This window comes from Chryseobacterium lacus, from assembly GCF_003336205.1.
GTDB classification, from domain to species: Bacteria; Bacteroidota; Bacteroidia; order Flavobacteriales; family Weeksellaceae; genus Chryseobacterium_A; species Chryseobacterium_A lacus.
Map to the genome: position 1 here is coordinate 193,338 of NZ_QPIE01000001.1, position 20,557 is coordinate 213,894.

At 39.3% G+C, this 20,557-nt stretch carries 13 protein-coding genes and 1 tRNA gene; 7 read left to right on the forward strand and 7 right to left on the reverse strand.

Features of this window, described 5'->3' with window-relative positions; genetic code table 11:
• The first annotated feature begins 15 nt into the window (after positions 1–15).
• The 3 genes from porU to DQ356_RS00945 all read left to right on the forward strand — a co-directional run bounded on the left by porU (position 16) and on the right by DQ356_RS00945 (position 7,461).
• Positions 16–3,897 carry a type IX secretion system sortase PorU gene (porU, locus tag DQ356_RS00935; RefSeq protein WP_114302588.1) on the forward strand — a complete coding sequence of 1,294 codons (3,882 nt, stop codon included), beginning with the start codon at positions 16–18 and terminating at the stop codon, positions 3,895–3,897.
• A 44-nt stretch (positions 3,898–3,941) separates the two neighbouring features.
• Entirely contained in the window at positions 3,942–5,111 is a 1,170-nt protein-coding gene (gene porV, locus DQ356_RS00940) for a type IX secretion system outer membrane channel protein PorV (protein ID WP_114302589.1), read from the forward strand.
• A gap of 88 nt (positions 5,112–5,199) precedes the next feature.
• Entirely contained in the window at positions 5,200–7,461 is a 2,262-nt protein-coding gene (locus DQ356_RS00945) for an FUSC family protein (RefSeq protein WP_114302590.1), read from the forward strand.
• Here the strand turns inward: DQ356_RS00945 and DQ356_RS00950 are convergent.
• Positions 7,427–8,092 carry a 4'-phosphopantetheinyl transferase family protein gene (locus DQ356_RS00950; RefSeq protein ID WP_114302591.1) on the reverse strand — a complete coding sequence of 222 codons (666 nt, stop codon included), beginning with the start codon at positions 8,090–8,092 and terminating at the stop codon, positions 7,427–7,429. The genes DQ356_RS00945 and DQ356_RS00950 overlap by 35 nt on opposite strands.
• 305 nt (positions 8,093–8,397) lie before the next feature.
• Between DQ356_RS00950 and ahcY the strand changes: the two genes are divergently transcribed.
• On the forward strand, positions 8,398–9,711 hold the full coding sequence (gene ahcY, locus DQ356_RS00955; protein ID WP_114302808.1) for an adenosylhomocysteinase: 1,314 nt from the start codon (positions 8,398–8,400) through the stop codon (positions 9,709–9,711).
• 70 nt (positions 9,712–9,781) lie between these two features.
• Positions 9,782–11,170 carry a BspA family leucine-rich repeat surface protein gene (locus DQ356_RS00960; protein WP_114302592.1) on the forward strand — a complete coding sequence of 463 codons (1,389 nt, stop codon included), beginning with the start codon at positions 9,782–9,784 and terminating at the stop codon, positions 11,168–11,170.
• Positions 11,171–11,201: 31 nt separating this feature from the next.
• Here DQ356_RS00960 and DQ356_RS00965 read toward each other — a convergent pair whose 3' ends face one another.
• The gene (locus DQ356_RS00965; RefSeq protein WP_126723215.1) at positions 11,202–12,785 is read right to left on the reverse strand and encodes a helix-turn-helix transcriptional regulator; all 1,584 of its coding nucleotides are present in this window, start codon (positions 12,783–12,785) and stop codon (positions 11,202–11,204) included.
• A 686-nt stretch (positions 12,786–13,471) separates the two neighbouring features.
• Between DQ356_RS00965 and DQ356_RS00970 the strand changes: the two genes are divergently transcribed.
• Positions 13,472–13,993: a hypothetical protein gene (locus tag DQ356_RS00970; RefSeq protein ID WP_114302594.1), complete on the forward strand. Its 522-nt coding sequence runs from the start codon at positions 13,472–13,474 to the stop codon at positions 13,991–13,993.
• Between the two features lies 1 nt (position 13,994).
• On the opposite strand, the gene DQ356_RS00975 is transcribed toward DQ356_RS00970, so the two are convergent.
• Together DQ356_RS00975 and DQ356_RS00980 are read right to left on the reverse strand one after the other, a co-directional pair.
• Positions 13,995–14,963, reverse strand: a complete 969-nt coding sequence (locus tag DQ356_RS00975; protein WP_114302595.1) for a L,D-transpeptidase — start codon at positions 14,961–14,963, stop codon at positions 13,995–13,997.
• A 52-nt stretch (positions 14,964–15,015) separates the two neighbouring features.
• A complete protein-coding gene (locus DQ356_RS00980) occupies positions 15,016–15,696 on the reverse strand; it encodes a TrmH family RNA methyltransferase (protein ID WP_114302596.1) in 681 nt (226 codons plus the stop codon).
• A gap of 40 nt (positions 15,697–15,736) precedes the next feature.
• Here DQ356_RS00980 and DQ356_RS00985 point away from each other — a divergent pair, with 40 nt between their 5' ends.
• Positions 15,737–16,753, forward strand: a complete 1,017-nt coding sequence (locus DQ356_RS00985) for an asparaginase (RefSeq protein ID WP_114302597.1) — start codon at positions 15,737–15,739, stop codon at positions 16,751–16,753.
• Between the two features lie 33 nt (positions 16,754–16,786).
• Here the strand turns inward: DQ356_RS00985 and DQ356_RS00990 are convergent, their stop codons facing one another.
• The 3 genes from DQ356_RS00990 to DQ356_RS01000 form a co-directional block, all read right to left on the reverse strand.
• The gene (locus tag DQ356_RS00990; protein ID WP_114302809.1) at positions 16,787–19,057 is read right to left on the reverse strand and encodes a cation:proton antiporter; all 2,271 of its coding nucleotides are present in this window, start codon (positions 19,055–19,057) and stop codon (positions 16,787–16,789) included.
• Positions 19,058–19,348: 291 nt separating this feature from the next.
• A tRNA-Ser gene (locus tag DQ356_RS00995) sits at positions 19,349–19,435 on the reverse strand.
• A gap of 44 nt (positions 19,436–19,479) precedes the next feature.
• On the reverse strand, positions 19,480–20,523 hold the full coding sequence (locus DQ356_RS01000) for an NAD(P)/FAD-dependent oxidoreductase (RefSeq protein WP_114302598.1): 1,044 nt from the start codon (positions 20,521–20,523) through the stop codon (positions 19,480–19,482).
• Positions 20,524–20,557 lie beyond the last annotated feature (34 nt).

Here is a 20,557-nt window from a genome sequence, read left to right on the forward strand (position 1 = left end):
AAATTAAATTCAAAAATGAGACGTTATCTTTTTATTCTTTTTTTATTTCAATCCATCGCGCTTCTTTTCTCCCAGAAAATAACCATTCAGTGGGAGGGTGCAAAAATTAATGACTTTGGTCATGTAAAAATAAATCTGCCCAGCTTCCGAAATAATGGTTTTTCATTTGACCAAAATAATATATTTATTCACACCAAACAAAATATCCGTGAAAAAGATATAAAAATTACCAACTTACAATGGGAAAATGTAGCAGAAAGAGAGCTTTATGACCTGGACAGAAACAACCTTCCGGAGTTTGAAACTACCGATGTTTCCTATGTAAACGGAGAAAACGGCAGAACTGCACTGGTGAGTGTTGGCTTGTTCAAAAAAATTGACGGGAAAATCCTCAGGCTTTCTTCATTCGAGATGACCGAAACAGAAAAAGGCGGTAGTATGCTCCAGAAAATTGGCAGCACAGACAATCCGTTGGCCTCAGGTAATTTTTATAAAATTAAAGTCGACAAGTCAGGGATCTTTAAAATCACCAAAGATTTCCTACAAAGTATAGGCATAAATGCAGGCAGTGTGAATCCGAAAAATTTAAGAATTTATGGCAACGGTGGCCTTATTCTTCCGGAACACAATCAAAATAAACGATACAGTGCCCTTCAGGAGAATGCGATACAAGTAACGGGTGAGGATGATGGCGTTTGGAACGACGGCGATTATGCTCTTTTTTACGCTCAGGGGCCGGACGGATATAATCTTTATAATACCACCAACGGAAATGGCTTTAAAAGAACCGATACAAGAACCGACCGAAGCAACAATGTAAAAAATATTTACGAAGATTTTTCTTACTACTTTATTACTTTTGACAAAGGACCGGGTAAAAGGGTAACCACCATGGATGCTGCACTTCCAGCGAATCTTATTACCAGGTATGATGAATATCAGGTCATCAATGAAGAAAAGAGAAACCTTTTGAAATTAGGAAAAGTTTGGGTAGATGACCAACCGTTTACCAATTCTAAATCAGTCAGTATCAACACACTTTCTGCTCCTCTGCCGGGAGAACAAGTTCTTTACAGAACGCAGGTGATAGGCTATAAAGCGCAGGGAAATTCGCTGGCTTTTAATATTAACAATCAGAATCCTGCCACGCAAACCATATCTACCACCGCCAACACACCAGATTTTGTTCCGATGCGTTTTACCGGAACATTGAATAATGCACAGGGAACCACTTTTACTTTTAACTATGAGCCCAATATTTCTGTGAACCCTAATGGTACTTTTTATTTCGATTATTTAGAAATTCAGTATAAAGAAAATTTAGCATTTAACGGTAGTCAAATGAATTTCAGGGATTTTTCTCTGGTGAGTGGATCCGGGCAGACGTATGGATTTTCGGTTTCCAATGCATCTGCAGTGGAGCAAATATGGGATGTGACGGATATTACCAATGCGAACCGAAGAGTGAACAAAGCTTCCGGAAGCAGTATTTTTAATTTTGGATACATTACCAATAATCCTGACTTCAATAATGAATTTGTCGCTTTTCGTGCAGATGCAGCTTATCAGCCAACATTTGTAGGAAAAGTGGAAAACCAGAATCTCCAGGCGCTGCAGAATGTAGATTATCTCATCCTCACACGTCCTGAAATGATGATGCAGGCTCAAAGACTGGCCAATTATCATCAGACAAAAAATAATTTCAACACCCAGATTGTTGATATTCATAAAATATATAATGAATACAGCAGCGGCGGGCAGGATCTTACTGCCATCCGAGACTTTGTCACGCATCTCAACACTCCTGCGGGAAGCCTGAAATATGTTTTCATTTTGGGAGATGCTACTTATGATTTCAAACACAAAACACCGAACAGTTATAACATCGTACCCAGTTATCAGAGCGAGGAAAGCGGCAATTATGTAACTTCCTTTGTGACGGATGATTATTTCGTAATGACATCACCACAAACCACTACTAATTTAGGGTTTGTAATTCCGGATCTTCCGATTGGAAGAATTCCTGCCGCCAATCCTCAGGAAGCCAAAACCATGATAGACAAGACCTTAGCGTACTATAACAGTTTACCGGGGCAATCTTCCCCTTTCGGGATTTGGCGAATGAAACTGGATTTTGTAGTAGATGATGACAAAGACGGCGGAACTCCTTTTCATACTATTATGAATACTGCGTTGGAAGAAGTTTTTGAAGGAACAACAGATAAACCGGAATACAATGTCAGAAAATTATATATGGACGCTTTTCCCGCAGAAAGCACTGCTGCTGGACAAAGATATCCACAGGTGAACCAAGCGATTGCGAATGATATCGGTAACAGTTTATATTTATTTTATTTCGGACATGGCGGTATCAACGGTTGGTCTCAGGAAAGAGTTCTGACTACCAATGAAGTGCAAGGCCTCAATAATTTTTCATCCGTCTACAGCCGATTTCCGTTTGTTTCCACCATAACCTGTGAATTCACGCTCTGGGATGATCACGATACTTATTCCGTTGGTGAACAATTCATCAAGCATAAAAGCGGCGGAGCGGCTACGATGATTACTTCCAGCCGTGCCGTAAACGTAGGATATGGTGAAACTTTTTCCGGCGCTTTCACCAAATCTATTTTTACGCTGAATGCTGCTGAAGATTTTGAAACCTTAGGAAATGCTCATTTAACAGCCAAGAAAAATTATGGAGGCAGCAGCGATCACCTGAAGGTAAACTACCTCGGCGACCCTGCAATGAAACTAAGCCGCCCTAAAAAATTATTATTCATTGATAATATCGAAAGTCCGGTGCCTGGCCAGATAAGAGCTTTGGATTTTGTTAAAATTACAGGGCATATCAACCATCCAAACGGAACAGTAAACACAGGTTTCAACGGAAAAGTGATTGTCAATATTTTTGATAAAAGAGTCAATAAAAGCACTTTGAATAATGATGGAAATCTTACTCCGATTTTGCATTATACCGAAGAAGGAAGCCCTATTGTAAAAGCTTCCGGAACGGCAGTCAACGGACAATTTACTGTGGAATTTTATGTTCCGAATGATATTAATTACACGGTTGGAACCGGAAGAATTATCGCTTATGCAGATAATAATGTAGAAGATGTTTTCCAGAACCAACCGTATCAAATTGGTGATATTAACCCGAACGGTATTAATGACAATGAACCTCCGAGAGTAAAATTATATATGAATAATACCAATTTTGCTGATGGTGGAATTACCGATCAAAATCCCATGCTTTTAGCTTGTGTTACCGACGATACCGGAATCAATTCAACTGGAGCCGGAATTGGCCACGATATCATTACCTATCTTGACGGACAAATTATCAACACCACTGTACTGAATGATTTCTACAATCCGGGCGACGGAAATGGCTGCCTGAATCCTACGCTGGCCGAATACCAGAAAGGAAGTGTTACCTATCCGTTCAGAAACCTTGCTCCGGGTGAACATACATTAACCTTCAGAGTTTGGGATATTAACAATAATTCTACTACTGAAACGTTAAGGTTTATAGTAAAAGATGAAGCAAGCCAAAATCTCGTGATCAACAGGCCGCTGAACTGGCCTAATCCGTTTACGGATAAAACCTATATCCATTTTGAGCATAACTGCGACGATATCCTTGACGTCAATGTACAAATCTTTACCATCACTGGAAAACTGGTTAAAACGATCAGCCAGACCGTAATGGCAGAACCTTTCCTGCAGGGATTCAGAACTCCGCGCCATTCAATTGGCTGGGACGGAAAAGATGATTTCGGAGACGCTGTAGGAAAAGGAACCTATATTTTTAAGATATTTGCACGAAGCCAAAATCAGGAGAAATGCAAAGGAGGTGCTACAGCAATAGAAAAAATGGTATTATTACGATAATATTTTAAAATAATTTATATATTTGAAAGATTAAAAATAACTATATGGATTTTACAAAAAAACTGCTTTTAGGATTGGGTTTAGGAGCCAGTGTAACGGTTTTTGCACAAGACTTAAGCAAAATCAGGCCTGTACTTACAGGGGCGCCTTTCCTTAGAGTAGCTCCCGATGCACGTGCAGGAGGTATGGGTGACCAAGGTGTTGCTACCTCCGCTGATGTTTTTTCACAATTCTGGAATGCAGCAAAATATCCTTTCAGCAGAAGTTTATCCGGCGTTGGGGTGAACTATACACCATATATGGGCAAGCTTACTAACGATGTTTTTTTACTTTACGGTTCCTATTTCAGATTTCTGGGTCAGGAAGAACGCTCTACTATTTCTGCCAGCCTTTATTATTTCAATATGGGAGAGGTTCAATTAACAAGTTTAACTTCACCCAACGTGGTCAATGATGAAGGGGTCTCAAAACCTAACGAATTTGCAATAGACGTTGCCTATGCGTTGAGACTTGCCGATTCTTTTTCAATGGCAGTAACCGGTAGATTCATCCGTTCAGATTTTTCAGGTGGTTTCAATACCGATACTACACTGAAAGCTGCGAATTCTTTCTCTGTTGATATTTCCTCTTATTATACCAGTCCACGTTTCTCCGGTTTAGGCGGAATGGACAATAAAATAAATGCCGGATTGGCAGTACAGAATTTAGGCCCGAAACTGGATTATACCGGCGACGAAGAATCCAGAAGTTATCTTCCAACGATGGCAAGATTGGGTGTAGGATACGATGTTTTCATTGATGATGTCAATCGCATAGGATTCAGTGCAGAAGCTTCCAAACTTCTTGTTCCCGGTGCTGAACTGGTAAGAATTGACCCAAGAACTGAAAGGCCGATTTATGAAGTTCCTAATGTAGGAGTGCTGGAAGGAGTTGGGAAATCATTCAAAAATCCAAACAGCATTATGTTTTCGGGTGCATTGGAGTACGCTTATGATAACGCGTTTTTTGTAAGAGGAGGTTATTTCCATGAAAGTGAAGAACAAGGAGCAAGACAGTTTGCTACCGCCGGTGTCGGATTAAAATACAACGCTTTTTCACTGGATGTCTCTTACTTGCTCAATACGTCGAAACTGAATACAGCATTAGACAATACGTTGAGATTTGGCCTCACCTGGCATATTGGTGACGACACAATGAACGCCAACGATTATTAAAAGATAATATAAACACTTTATAAAGCTCCGTAAACGGGGCTTTTTTTGTAAAAATAAGGCTAATTTTGCATATATATCTCCCATTTTCTTGAACTACAAATCCGAAATACAGAAATTCATTACCAGCCAGTATATTTATTCCGGGGCGAGGGTTGCATTGGCGATCATTATTCCCAGCGTAATTCTGGCTTATTTCGGTTTGCTGAAAGAGTATTTCCTATTTCCGCTGGGAACCAGTTTCGTAGGGCTCACGGATATGGCAGGTCCTTTTATCCGAAGAAGAAACTCCCTTATTTTAGCCATCATTTCCTTTCTTACTGTCATCTCTGTTGCGAGTTTCATTCAGGGATACCCTGCTTTGGTTTTTTTAGGAATTGTTGTCTTCGGGATGTTTTTCACTCTTTTAGGTGTGTATGGACAAAGATTGGCTGCGGTGGGCGGATTAACTTTGGTGGTTTTCTCCATTTTTATTGATGTACATTTCTCACAGACTTGGGAATTTAAAAATATAGTCACGTTTATTGCGGGCGGAATATGGTTTTTACTAATTTTTCTGCTGGTTTCACGACTTCAGCCGTACAAGCTTGCCAGCCAGATGATTGGTGAAAATTATCTGGAGCTGGCAGAATATCTGAAAATAAAAGCGAAATTTTATCAAAAAAATGCAGATCTGGATGCACTGTATCAGGAAGTGATTTCCAAACAAATCGTGATTAAGAATCTACAGGAGGAAACAAGAGAAATGGTTTTTAAGACCAGAACCATTGTAAACGAAGCTACCACCACCAGCCGGCTCCTGATGCTGATGTTTCTGGATGCGATCGATTTTTATGAAAAACTGATGACCAGCGATCAAAACTATGCGAATTTACACGCTCATTTCGGAAAAACCCCTATCCTTCCTGCGATTCATCGCTTTCTGAATGATCTCGCAGAAGAAGTGACCCATATTGGAATTGCCTTGCAGAGCGGAACCAAAAGCCATCCTTCGCGAGACATAGATGCGGAACTTCAAAAGGTGTACAATATTTATTTCCATCTGCGCAAAAGAAAAATGTCAGCGGAAACTTTGGAAAATTTCATGGCGCTTCGGCTCATTCTTTATAGGATAAGTGAGGTGGCCGATGATGTTAAAATTATTCACAAAGTTTTCTCTCAGGATCTGAGGAATATAAAAAGTCTTTCCTCCGGTCTGGATTATGACAAATTCGTTCCGAAACAGGAACAGCTCAACTCAAGAGTGCTTCTCAATAACCTTTCTTTGAAGTCGTCCCATTTCCGGCATGCGGTACGGTTGACGACAGCCTTGCTTATCGGATATGCCGTTTCACTGTTGGGAACATCAGAAATTGGCCATTCCTACTGGATTCTCATTACTATCGTCGCCATCATGCGGCCCGCTTACAGCACTACAAAACACCGGAATCTGCTGCGGCTTTACGGAACCGCATCCGGCGCCGTAGCAGCATATCTCCTGCTTATTTTCGTAAAAAATGACACCTTGCTTCTCGGTATTTTGTTTACCTCTATGCTTCTGTGTTTCACTTTATTAAAAGAAAAATATGCCACTGCTGTTTTCTTCATGACCATCTATATTTTTATCACTTTCAATTTTCTGAATCCCGGAAATGTAAATCTTATTTTCCGTGACCGGATTCTGGATACCACCATTGCAGGTATTATCGCTGCTGCAGTTTCTTATTTTATTTTACCTGTTTGGGAACATACACAGAACAGTAAATTAATGGAGAAATCTACATTGGCTAACCTCAGATATTTCAAAAATGTGATCAAGAAAATAGAATACAAAAGCCCTGATGATGAAGAATACAGAATGAGAAGAAAAGACGCCATCATCAGTCTGGCGAACCTTTCCGACAGTTTCCAGCGACTGCTTTCCGACCCTAAGAATCAGCAGAAGAAAATGGAAAGTGTACATCAGTTTGTCACCACCTCCCATTTAATTACCGCTTACACTGCTTCGCTGGCGCAGTATTCTCAATCACCTCATCATTTTTCAGAGATTGATTTTGAAAACTGGGAGCGCAAAATCCTTGCTGAACTGAGCCACACACTGGATCTGCTGAGCGGCAGAGAAAGCCAACCGGATTCTGATCGGATTTCGATAAAAACGGACGACCGTGTTCAGCAGCTTTTGGTAAAAAGAAAAGAGGAAATTCTGGAAGAAGAATTCTTTGACCGCCGCGACCCGAGCCGGATATCAAGACTTACCGAACTTACCAGCATTCAGGAAATATTAGAACTTTTATATGATGTCGCTCTGGAACAAAGGAGAGTTACCGAGAAGTATGCGGTTATAGATGGAGTACATCCTTCGGAGGAATCTTAAAATTGATCTGATGCTGTTCTTCAATAATGGCAAAATAAAAATCCTCAATTTTAGTAACGGTGGCGTCGTAAAAGTCTTCAAAATTTTCATCAAAAACACGGCATCGAACTTTTGAAAGATCATTTAGACTGAATTGATCCACTTCATAATGCTTTTTTAAAGACCAATATTTGCTGGGGTGCAGTTTGTATAAAGCTTCTTTGATAACCCAGATTACCGTAAGAAATTCCACCTCATCTTCATTTTCAGTCCATGAAATTTCTGAAGGATGCAAAAACTTGTGTTTGATTCTCAGAATTTTGGGCATTATCCGCTCAATATCAATCCCTACCCTTTTTTTTGAAATCGCCAAAGACGCAAACGGAAACGAATGGGTGATGGAAATAAAATAATCCTTAGGAAAAAGATACGGCTGCCCGATGGTTTTATAAAGAATTTTATGTTCCGGAAGCAGCTTCTTCAGCATCTGGCGGATCATCAGATACTCCTGAAGTTTCTTGGGATGATAGTTTTCTACTTTGCCGAAATTTTCAGCTTCTATAAGTTCTTCATGATTAAACCGGTCTTGCTCATCATATTTCCAGAAAAGAATTGTCGCATTTTGATCGGTAAAATCCTGATAGAAGGGCATATTGCATTGCTTTTTAAACCCTGCAAATTTGCAAAAGTTTAAGCACAAAATCAAAATATTTAATTCATGCTGATAACGAATGATCCTGAGAATAGCTGAAAAATACTTATCATTTCTTATCCTTCATCATAACCCTGCCCAGCTTTTTTAAATCGCTGACCAGCCTTTTGAGCACTTGTACTAAATTAGAGAGATGGATGACGGATAAATCAATCTTAGAAAGTGGAAATTACATATTTATTTCCGTAGGAGGAAGGGAAATCAGTTTAAGGAATTTGTTGTATTTTTGCACAAATATTAATTCAATGGACACTACAACACAATACATTCCTTATAAAGTAAAAGATATTTCTCTGGCTGAATGGGGAAGAAAAGAAATCGAACTTGCCGAAGCAGAAATGCCGGGCCTTATGTCGATTCGTGAAGAATACGGACCTTCTCAGCCGCTGAAGGGTGCCAGAATTGCGGGATGTCTGCACATGACGATACAGACTGCTGTTCTGATTGAAACGCTGATTGCACTGGGCGCGGAAGTTACCTGGTCTTCCTGTAATATTTTCTCCACTCAGGATCACGCCGCGGCGGCTATCGCTGCTGCCGGAATTCCGGTGTATGCCTGGAAAGGGATGAATGAAGAGGAATTCGACTGGTGTATTGAGCAGACTTTATTTTTTGGAGAAGACAGAAAACCTCTTAATATGATTCTGGATGATGGCGGCGACCTTACGAATATGGTTTTTGACCGTTTTCCGGAACTAACCAAAGACATCAAAGGCCTTTCCGAAGAAACCACCACAGGTGTTCACCGCCTGTACGAAAGAATGGCCAACGGAACTTTGGTAATGCCTGCTATTAACGTAAATGATTCTGTAACCAAGTCGAAGTTTGATAACAAATACGGATGTCGCGAATCTGCAGTAGATGCAGTACGAAGAGCGACCGACGTGATGCTTGCCGGAAAAAGAGTAATTGTTTGCGGATACGGCGATGTAGGTAAAGGAACAGCCGCTTCTTTCAGAGGTGCAGGATCGATCGTTACTGTTACTGAAATCGACCCGATTTGCGCGCTTCAGGCCGCAATGGAAGGTTATGAAGTGAAAAAACTGGATACTGTTATCGAAACTGCGGATATCATTATCACGACTACCGGAAATTTCAATATCGTAAGAGGTGAGCATTTCAAAAAAATGAAAGATAAAACCATCGTTTGTAACATCGGACATTTCGATAACGAAATCGATATGAAATGGCTGAACGACAATTACGGTTCTACAAAATCTACCGTTAAACCTCAGGTTGATATTTATAACGTAGATGGAAACGACATCATTATTCTTGCAGAAGGAAGATTAGTGAATCTGGGTTGTGCAACAGGACACCCGAGTTTTGTGATGAGTAATTCATTCTCGAACCAGACTTTGGCTCAAATTGAACTTTGGACAAACAGCGACGCTTACGAAAATAAAGTTTACATGTTACCAAAGAAACTTGATGAAAAAGTAGCGATGCTTCACCTGAAAAAAATCGGTGTGGAACTTGAAACTCTTTCCGAGGATCAGGCCCAATATATCGGAGTAGAGGTTGAAGGACCTTACAAGCCGGAATATTACAGATACTAAGAATTTTCAACTTTAAACAATATTTTCTCCGGATGATGTCCGGGGAATTTTTATATCTTTAACAAAAAATATGATGAAAATTATACTTTTTCTCATCACCTTTCTGTCGTCTCTTGTATATTCTCAAAATGAATTCATTACCGTATGGAAACCGGCGAATGCACAGTCGAAAACAGTTGCCAATGTACCTGCTCAAAGCACAACACAACAAATTTGGTTTCCGGGAAGAGGCAGTAACTTTAATGTATACTGGGAAGAAATCGGATTCCCGTCTCATAACGGTGCCATGAACGGAATAAGTTCTTCGCAGCATTTTCTTGTTGATTTCGGAACTCCTTATCATCCGGATCCTGCGCTTGCAACTTATCGTATAAAAATAAGTAATGGCAATGGAAATTTTGATGCTGTCCGTTTTTATAATGAATATTTTGTTTCGCCAAATCTGGGCACTCCTATATTAATGAATCTTTTGGGAGATACCGATAAACTGCTGGAAGTCCAGCAATGGGGAAATATTAACTGGCTCAGTATGGAGACTGCTTTTACGGATTGTTCCAATTTGGATGTAAGTGCAACTGATATTCCTATACTTGCTAATGTTACGAATGCGGCGCTCATGTTTCATAACTGTACTTCTCTTTTAGGAAACCCAACTTTCAACCAGTGGAATACTTCTACTATTACGAATATGAGTCATCTGTTTTCCAATGCAGGAAACTTCAATCAACCGTTAAATAACTGGAATACCACCAATGTGACGGACATGACCTGGATGTTTCATTATTTATCATCTTTTAATCAGCCACTATCATCATGGAATGTTTCCAATGTGACTACCATGCTGCACATGTTTCATCTCTGTACCAGTTTCAATCAGGATTTGAGTAGCTGGAATGTTTCGAATGTAACAGAATTCCGTGATTTTCTGAGTGGAGCGACAAGCTTTAACCAAAGTTTGGAAACGTGGAATCTCGCCTCCGTTGTACAGGCGAACAGTATGCTCACAAACACAGCATTAACCTGCAATAACTGGGATAAAACCCTCTATGGATGGCGCACGAATCCTACAACGGCCAACAATGTAAACTTGGGTAATGTGGCTCCGCTTCAGTATAAAGATCCTTTGGCAATAGCTGCGCGAGAGCATCTTATTAATGTTAAAGGTTGGACAATAACAGGTGACGTTTTAGGCAACGAATGTGAATCGACACTTTCAGTTGCTGAAGCAAACCGCAATAATTTAATCACAATCTATCCTATCCCGGTAACGGATTTTTTGCGGATTCAATCACCTGAAAAAATAATACGTGTTACGATAACAGATTTTTCTGGCAGAATTATGTATCGAGAAAAAGATGATATCAAGATGATCCCTGTTTCACATTTCAAGGCCGGAAGCTACATGATCAGCATAGATACTGCCAAGAGAACACTCATCAGAAAGTTCATTAAAAAGTAAAATAAGATTTTTATTTTCGGGCGACGCTTTTTTATAATTCAGCGTTGATCATTTCAGAAAGTTTCTCATATCGCTCACCAAGTTTGCGCTTCAGCCTTTGACGGGACTTTTTCACGGCATCCTGCGTAATGCCTAACAATCTGGAGATTTCTACTTGGCTGAATCCCAACTTTTGCAATAGAATGACACGCAGATTCGCTGGTGTAATTTCCGGAAATTCCAGACTGAGATTCCCGTAAAATTCCGGATATTCTTTCTGGAACTGCCTGCGGAAAATCTGCCAGTTCTCTTCTGTCATGAGATGAGACTCTAATAATTGATGGAGTTTACCTTCTTTTTCCTCAAGATGAGATGAAGCTGAGAGACGGATTGTTTCAATTTCAGAATTTAGTTGTTCAATATATTGATTTTTACTTTTCAAATACTGCACCTGATCTTGGAGTGTTTGTCGTGTTTCCATGAGTGTTCTTTCGAAACCAACTTTTTCTTTTTCCAGTGCTGTAATCAAGCTGTCATATTGTGCCTTACGTTGGGCTTCATTCTTTTTCAGCCTCAGGAGATGCCACCCGAACAAAACAAATCCGATTCCTGCTACCACCACAAAAATTACAAACAGATTATTTCTGGATGATAATTTTTCATTGGCTTTCGTAATTTTCTGTTGATACAGCGTTTTTTGCGTCATCAGATGGGTCTTGTTCAGGGTCTGTTCTCCATCAGTCCACCGCAGTGAATCGTCGAGCATTTTGATCTCGCGGCGGATATCAGGTATTTCCGAAATACGATTTAAAGCTTGAAACACATCCAGTTTTATCTCCGCAATCCTGCGCCTTGAACTCATGTAATACGGTTTTGATCTGGAAATGGTCTCCGCCTTTTGAAGAAGGGTTGCCGCTTCTTCCCATTTGCCGGCTTTTATAAAGACTCTAACAAGGGCAATTTGGGCAAACATCGTATTTTGCTGTGCACCAAGCCGTTCAGAAATATCAATATCTTTTTTCAATAAAAGAGCCGCACTGTTATAATCTCCTTCATCTTTCCGTATCAGCGCAAGATTTCCAAGCGTTTTAGCATATCGAAGTTCGTCTTTTATCTGAAGAGCGGTGATGCTGGCACTTGTATAATATTTTTCAGCCTGAATATAGTTGCGGGCAAGATAGTAATACTGCCCTATATTATCAAGAAGTTCAGGAAGTTCAGAAGAATTACGATCGGCATAATGTTGTGCCCTTTTCAGAAAATTAACAGCTTCATCATAATCTCCGATCGTTCCCATATAATATCCGACAATCTTGAATGACCAACATGGAAAGAGAAGTTCATTTGCCGGTATCTTCTCTGCTGCATTCAATGCATTGAGGAAAACGGGCATTGCTCGAGTCATTTCCCTGTACCGATACAGATATTCTGCATAATTAAGTTCAGCCCAAATCGCCAAAGCAGGGTTGTTTAATTTTACAGCCGTTTCTATAGAATTTTTGAAGTGAAACTCGCTTTTTGGGTTCTTGCCGTCTAACGCCCGAAAATAGGCCTGTGCCAAAAGCGTTTCTGAAATTATCTTTTTAATTGAACTACTGTTCTGCAATTCTTTTTTTAGAATTACAGTATCGTTCATAAAGCGTTTTTTATTCGTAATGATTTGCTCCAAATTCTCTCTGGATAGTGAGGAAGAGGTCAGCCAGGGAGCAGCTGAGAAATGATGAACAGAAAACAGAAAATAAAATAAGATCAGATACCGCATTCAATAACATTAAACCCAATCATCCCATAAGACCATAAGATTGAAGGCAAATTAATAAAAAAAGATTGCTTAAAGCATCTTTCAGTCACTAATTTTTACAAGGAATGCATAAGAATTTCGTTCGTTATATCAATTTTCTGGAAAGAAATCGAAATAATAATAAAGTAAAATGAAACAAAAGTGAAAAGATATAACAGTATTAATCAAAAGGTTACATCCGAAAAGACAATGTCCCCTTTTTGTCCCTTGCTTAATTATTGTTTAAGTTCAAAATTATAATACATTCGCAGTCTCAATGTAGAAAACTACTATTAATAACCATGAAAACACAAATGGTAAGAACATTGATTAGATCTCTGGAATGATTCCGGGGATCTTTTTTTTTCGGAATACACGCAAGTAAAAGATTGAGCGATTAAAATAACATTAATTGATCAAAAATTAACAGCTATAGCGAAATGATTTATTACTTTTCAACTTTGGTTTCTTGCTTTTTTGTAACTTCATTTCATGAAAATCAGGATTATCCTGAAAGACCCAATACCTTATGCTGACAAACGATGAAAACTGAAGAAACTACCCTTGATAAAATGCGGCTGCGCCCGCGATTCAAAATGTACACGGGACTTTCTGCAGAAGAATATTCGGAAAATATAAAGAAATTCCTCAAAAAAAATGCTGAGGAATTTTCAGGAAATGTGAACACCGAAATGGCTCTTATTACGGTGAACACTGAACAGGATCATTACTGGAAACCCAATCTCTCGTTGCGGACTGAAATGGAAGACCAAAGAACCGTCATCCGCGGAATTTTCGGGCCAAGTTCAGCAGTGTGGACATTTTTCATGTTTTTGTATTTCCTGTTGGGAATTATATGGATGGTACTCATCACGCTTTGGTTTGTGGGCGAACAAATTAATATTCAGGATTACAAATGGGCACTTCCTGCTTCTATCGTTACGGTAGTATTGGGTTTAATAATGTATGCTGCCGTAAAAATCGGACAGAAAAAAGCCAAAAAAGAAATGGAAAAACTCCGGTCATTTGCTATTCTTTCAACATTGCCTTTTGAAGAAAAATAAATTATACTGCACGTTTTCCGTTGTCTGATTTACTAAGACTCAGATAAGCATGCCGGCGGATTTTCTCGCTGTTTTCCTGTTCTTTCAAAATTTTATCCAGATGCGGAACAAAAGTATCATTCATTTCTTCCACAGAAATATCATTTGCAGCCGGATCATCCGAAAGCTTCAGCCAGGGTTTCGTTTTAAAATCAGATTCTCCGAAAATGATGACAGGTGTTCCTTTGGCCTGCTCCGTTTGTCCATTATTCGTAAGCACCCACGTATCTGCCCAGGAGTACATCCATTTCGCATCTTCTTCCAGCATTCTCAGGCAGGAATGTGACGCATGAAAACCCGGCAAATCATACTGATGCCAGCCAATGCCTAAAGTATTGTGAATATTGAAATTCCAGCGGAGAATCCATTCGGAATTGGACGTGGAAATGGCCACTTCTTTTTTCCAGTTGCTGAACATCAAACCCGTTTTAGTAGGTGTCGCTTTTTTTCCCAGACTTGATGGGCCCCATTTCTTAAGATTTCCGTTTTCATATACTGCAAACGCATGAATCGCATAAGAGAAAAACACCATTTTATTCACCGGTTCCAGTTCATCCAACCGTTTTGGGAAAGGGCTGTATTTCAAAAAATCATTTTCAATTTTTTCTGGAATGACCAACGTGTCTGCACGCCATCGGTTTTTATTGTCAAGACGGTTCAGTGCCAGAATAATATATCGTTCCTCTTCCGGATATTTCTTCAAAAAAGCACTCATTACCGAATCTTTTTTATTCTTGGGAAATACAAGCGTAAAAAACCGGATTCTTTCCTGAGCTCTTTTTATAGAATCCTCACGGATGGAATCGCGTTTTTGTTTTTCAAGATCCTGTTGTGTATTGGAAGCAGTTTGAATCAACGGGGTTTCTTTGGCGCACTGCACCGTACTGAATGTGAAAATTCCAATGATCAGAATTTTAAATAATTTATTCATGAATGTGGTTCCTTTAGCGCAATCTTTCTCAATAATGATACCAAAGAACTGTTCACCATTGGAATCCTTCGTATTGAGAATCGTCCAGAATCTTTTTCAAAATAGCTTCTCCGCTTTTTATGGAATTCACTGCCCATCGGATTTTGAGTTTCAACCGTTTTTCTTCGCTCAAAAGATAATCGAGTTTTGATGAAATTAGTTTCTGCTTCATTTCGTACATACAAATTGCCGCAGCTACCGAAACATTGAAACTTTTAGTAAAACCATACATTGGAATCGCCAAAGTTTCATCCGCAAAATCGAGAATTTCCTCGGTCACTCCTTCCCATTCTGTTCCGAAGATGAGAGCAACAGGCTGAGTGATGGTATAGTCCGGAAGTAAAACAGCCTTTTTTTCCGGCGAAACGGCAACTATTTTATAACCTCTTTTTTTAACTTGCATTATGGTCTCCATTGTAGGCGGCATTTTCTCCACTTCCACCCAAGTTTCTGCACCTTTGGTTACCGTCAGATTCGGATCAAAAACATTCTGCTTTTCCAAGGCAATGACTTTATGAAAACCACACGCTTCAGCGCTTCGGAGAATTGCTGCCGCATTCCGGAACTGATAGACATCTTCCAGAACCGGAAGAATAAAATCTGAACTTTGATGTGAGTGATGATTTATTTTATCGCATCGCTCAGGCGTCAGGAATGGTTTCAAATGATGGAAAACGCGTTCTAATTGATTCATGAATTTTAAAATCTTTACAAATTAACGTATTTTTACACTTATGAAAAGAAAAGTCCTGCTCATCTATACCGGAGGCACTATCGGAATGGAAAAAGATTATGAAACCGGAAGCCTGATGCCTTTTAATTTTGAGAAAATTTTCAATAAAATCCCGGAAATGAAACTTCTGGAATGCGAGGTTACCGTTCATTCTTTCGATGAACCTTTAGATTCTTCAGATGTAGGGCCGGAGGAATGGAAGATGATCGCCAAAATTATTGGAGATTTTTATGATGACTTCGATGGATTCTTGGTCTTACATGGAACGGACACGATGTCTTACACCGCTTCAGCTCTCAGTTTTATGTTGAAAGGATTGCGTAAACCTGTAATTTTAACCGGTTCCCAGCTTCCGATTGGCGATCTGAGGACTGATGCGAAAGAAAACCTGCTTACCAGTATTTACTACGCCAGCCTTTATGAAAATGACACACCCGTGATTCAGGAAGTGGCGCTTTATTTTGAATATAAACTTCTCCGCGGAAACCGTTCTCTTAAGTATTCTGCAAAATATTTTGATGCCTATCAAAGCCCGAATTATCCGTTATTAGGACAATCGGGAGTGCATCTTAATATTGAAAAACAGCTTTTGTACAGAGCTCCTGAACATGAGGAATTCAAAGTTGATTTCCATCTTTCACAAGACATTATTTTCTGGAGAATTTTTCCCGGGATGACACTGAAACATTTTGCGGAAATTCCCAAAGTAAAAGTTTTGATCCTTCAGGTTTTCGGCAGCGGAACAATTTTCAACAATAAAGGCACAGAAAATGTCCTTCAGAAATTACGCCGGAACGGAACGGAAATCGTGGTGGTAACCCAATGCATTTCCGGAGGAATAAGTTTCGGAAAATATGAAAACAGCACTGTTTTCAATAAAATAGGAGCCATCAGCGGAAGTGATATGACTGCGGAATGCGCAATAACCAAAGCGATGCATGTATTTGAGAATCCTGCTTTTAACGGAAAATTCGCAGAACATTTCACTGAAAATTTGCGAGGAGAAATGTCTGTTTAAGAAAGAAGTTGTTTACATTTTACAGAAATCTGATTATTTTGGATCTGAAACAATAAGTGTGGAAGGCACATCGGAAAGCCATGAACTTTTACTGTCCAAAAGGTTTTTCCAGCTGCGGTTGCTGATGATCATCAGATCCTGGGATTCAAAAAAGGTTGTCTCCAACGTGCTATCGTTTTGCAAAGAAATCGTATTGGGTGCTAACTGTTCAATATCTTGAATCAGTTCCTGAATTTCAATATTTCCCTGAATTTGTCCTGCAATATCTAAAATAATTATCTTCGAATTATTGTTATTCATCAGTCTTTTTGCGTACTCCATCAGGTAAAGATCTGAAAGGTCAAAAATCGGAATGCATATTTTCTCCGCTGTTTCAAAACCTTTATCAATCATAATTCCCACGGGAATACTCGATTTTTCCAGAATGCTCATGTTGAAATCATCAAAAGGTGAAACATTGAAGATATTCATTTTTCCTTTTACTGTGTTGAGGATTTTCTCGGGATTAATGATATTGGTGGTAAAGCCCAACAATCGGCCCAAAAGGCTTCCTTCATAAATAGATTTCCCTAGCATGATGAGCAGGAAATCATAATTGCCTTTTTTTGTAGCGATAATAACATCTGTTTCAATGTCATTCGATGCTTTAAACATGGTAGTGACAGAGGTTTTGAGTATTTGCGCCGTTTCAATCACTTCAGCAAACTGTTGTTTTTCATAATCTGCAAGAGCGAAATTATGAAGATCATCCACAGGCCCGAAATTCATCGCAGTGATAGATTTTTCCTCCATTTTATGGGTCAGATTATCTGCAAGTTTCAGAAGTGTACTTCCGGTTTTAGCTTTCTCAAAAACCAGAAGAATTTTATATTTTGATTCATTTTCCTGATGGTCTTCAGCAGATTTTGACTTTTTAAATATCAAATTGATGAGGTCTAACGCCGGGCCGGTCATAAGAGTAGTTACCAACGCCATTATCACCATCATGGCAAAGATCTCAGGACTAAGAACACCCAAATCGTACCCGATATTCAGAACGATAAGTTCCATCAGTCCACGGGTATTCATCAGCGCACCAATGGAAAGACTGTCTTTCCAGTTCATTCTCAGAAATCTTGCTGTAAGTGCGCTTCCGAGAAATTTGCCGATTACAGCGACAAGAATAATAAGTCCGGCTGTTTTCCAAAGATGAAAATCATTAAGAAGCCCGATGTGAGTACGCAACCCGGTAAAAACAAAGAATAAAGGCAACAATAACACGAGAGCCACATCTTCGATCTTTTCGATAAAAATATTCCTGAATTTTGTATTCTCCGGCATGATAGCTCCTGCCATAAAAGCTCCAAACAGCGCATGAATTCCGATGATTTCGGTAGTGTAAGAGGAAATGATAAGAATAAGAAAGAAAATGGCAACAATAGACTTGCTGATAATTCCTCTTCCTGCCTGCAAATCTGCCACTCTTTTTACAAATGGCCGCACTACTTTTATCATTAAAATAACATAGGCGACAGCCATTGCAATAACATACACGGAACTGACGAAAGAGCCTGCTTTTACAATGGCAATAACGGCTGCCAGAATACACCAGGCTGTAATATCATCCGCAGCTGCGCAAGTAATGACTACGGAGCCAAGTTTGGTTTTCTGTAAATTTCTTTCCTGAACAATACGAGCAAGAACCGGAAAAGCGGTAATGCTCATCGCAATGGCAATAAAAAGTGCAAATGAAATGAACGGAATTCCTGCCGGAGCGAAATCCTGATAAACGTAATACGCCAATCCTGTTCCTAATGCGAAAGGAATAATAATGCTGGCATGACTGATCATAATGGCATCCTGCGCTTTTTTCCTTAACACGCTTAAGTCCAATTCCATTCCCACGATATACATGAACAATATCAAACCGATCTGGCTGAGAAATTCCAGATTGCCAAGAGATTCTTCGGGAAAAAGAAAAACGGAAACTTCAGGAAAATGCATTCCCAAAAGCGAAGGTCCCAAAATGATTCCGGCAATCATTTCACCAATAACAGAAGGTTGGCGGATTTTGATGCAAACCCAACCGAAAAGACGGGCAACCAATAATATGGCCACAATCTGAAGAAGAAGCAAGCCTAAAGGATGGTGTAAATTTTCTGAAAGTGAAGTGAGGAAATTAGTCCAAGCTGAAGCAGGATTGGTATGGGCCATCAGGATTTCTTCGCCCTGCAAGCTTTTTCCATGAACGAAAAACCAATACATAACGCCTGAAAAGACGATGATGGTTTCGATATAAAATAACAGATTTCTGTATTTCTGCATCTGCGTATCTTTATAAAAATCAAATTTCGGAAGAAATTCAAACGGAAACCTCTCTGTATCAGCAGAAACATTTCCTTTGATCCGCATCGAAATGATGGCGCAAATTAGGAATTAATTATCTTATTTCTGAGAAAAACTTCATCACATGATGATTATCACATTTTACCCAAAAATACATTTATAGGAGTACTTGGGGAGAATTTTAGTGCTCAAAATAACCAAAGTACAGACTTTAACAAGAAGCTGATATAAATTAAGAAACCTTACCGAAGCGGCAAGGTTTTTTGTCTGCAGAGAGGATGGGATTCGAACCCACGATACAGTTACCCGTATACTACCTTTCCAGGGTAGCTCCTTCAACCACTCGGACACCTCTCTAATTAGGTTGGCAAAAGTAGGTTATTTTTTCAATAAAAACAAAATTATTTGGTTTGTGTAAATCTTTCCAGACTCACTTCTTCAGGCAAAGGTTTGCCATATTCAATAAGTTGAAAGAGTTCGCCCGCAAAATAATTACCATTCAAAATACCGCGTGCTCCCAATCCGTTGAATACGAATAAATTCTTAAATTCATGATGATTCCCCAGTATCGGCCTTCTGTCTTTTACTGTCGGCCGAAATCCAAACTGAACATCCACCACTTCAAAAGGTTCCGGATAAAACTCTTCTAATCCTTTTACTAACTGATCTTTTGCCGTTTCATCTATCTCATGATGGGATTGATTTCTATCGTATGTTCCTCCATAATAATAAAGATCGTCTTCTAAAGGAAAAAGAAAATGTTTCTTTTTTAAAGTTACTTTAGTGCGAATTGGCTTGGAAATTTTCACTTTTAAATGATGCCCTTTATTGGGCTGAAGCGGAATATCTTTAAAAAAAGGATTTTCCACCACGCCCATTCCTTCACAGAAGACAATATTTTTATATTCAATCGTTTTGTATTGATTTTGAGCCGGATTTAAAGCGATATAATCAAATTGTTCAGGAATTAAACGATCATTTTCCGATAGAAATTTAAAAAAATCATGAAAAAAAAGAGAAACATTCAGCCGTGCAGATTGATCAACCGTTCCTGTCCCGAAAGGATTCAGAATGGTATCGAACGAGACAAAAGCAGTGCTAAGAAAACCGGAAAGTGTTTCATCATTCGCTTTCTTTTGCCACAATTCTCTTTCCTTTACGTTATGAAAGATGCGGTGGATAGGCTCATCAATCCAATAATTTCTTCCGGTGTACTCCGCCATTTCCGAAAGTGTTTTCTGCAAATCATGAATTTGCTCCTGAGCCAGCCAGAAGGTAGTAAATTTCTTAAGAACAACAGGATTGATAATGCCGGCTGACACCCGGGAAGCACTTTGTTTATTTTCCGAAAACAGGTAAAAGCTTTTGTTTTCCATGATCAGCCTGTGAGCAAAAAACAGCGCTGCATAACCATCTCCCACGATCAGATAATCTGCTATTTTCATTATTAGTGATAAAAAAACCTGAGCATAACTCAGG

Bases quoted from the DNA above. Each gene is read 5' to 3' on its own strand.
- porU (WP_114302588.1), top strand. From the start codon at position 16: ATGAGACGTTATCTTTTTATTCTTTTTTTATTTCAATCCATCGCGCTT.
- porV (WP_114302589.1), top strand. From the start codon at position 3,942: ATGGATTTTACAAAAAAACTGCTTTTAGGATTGGGTTTAGGAGCCAGT.
- DQ356_RS00950 (WP_114302591.1), bottom strand. From the start codon at position 8,092: ATGCCCTTCTATCAGGATTTTACCGATCAAAATGCGACAATTCTTTTC.
- ahcY (WP_114302808.1), top strand. From the start codon at position 8,398: ATGGACACTACAACACAATACATTCCTTATAAAGTAAAAGATATTTCT.
- DQ356_RS00960 (WP_114302592.1), top strand. From the start codon at position 9,782: ATGATGAAAATTATACTTTTTCTCATCACCTTTCTGTCGTCTCTTGTA.
- DQ356_RS00965 (WP_126723215.1), bottom strand. From the start codon at position 12,785: ATGAACGATACTGTAATTCTAAAAAAAGAATTGCAGAACAGTAGTTCA.
- DQ356_RS00970 (WP_114302594.1), top strand. From the start codon at position 13,472: ATGAAAACTGAAGAAACTACCCTTGATAAAATGCGGCTGCGCCCGCGA.
- DQ356_RS00975 (WP_114302595.1), bottom strand. From the start codon at position 14,963: ATGAATAAATTATTTAAAATTCTGATCATTGGAATTTTCACATTCAGT.
- DQ356_RS00980 (WP_114302596.1), bottom strand. From the start codon at position 15,696: ATGAATCAATTAGAACGCGTTTTCCATCATTTGAAACCATTCCTGACG.
- DQ356_RS00985 (WP_114302597.1), top strand. From the start codon at position 15,737: ATGAAAAGAAAAGTCCTGCTCATCTATACCGGAGGCACTATCGGAATG.
- DQ356_RS00990 (WP_114302809.1), bottom strand. From the start codon at position 19,057: ATGCAGAAATACAGAAATCTGTTATTTTATATCGAAACCATCATCGTC.
- DQ356_RS01000 (WP_114302598.1), bottom strand. From the start codon at position 20,523: ATGAAAATAGCAGATTATCTGATCGTGGGAGATGGTTATGCAGCGCTG.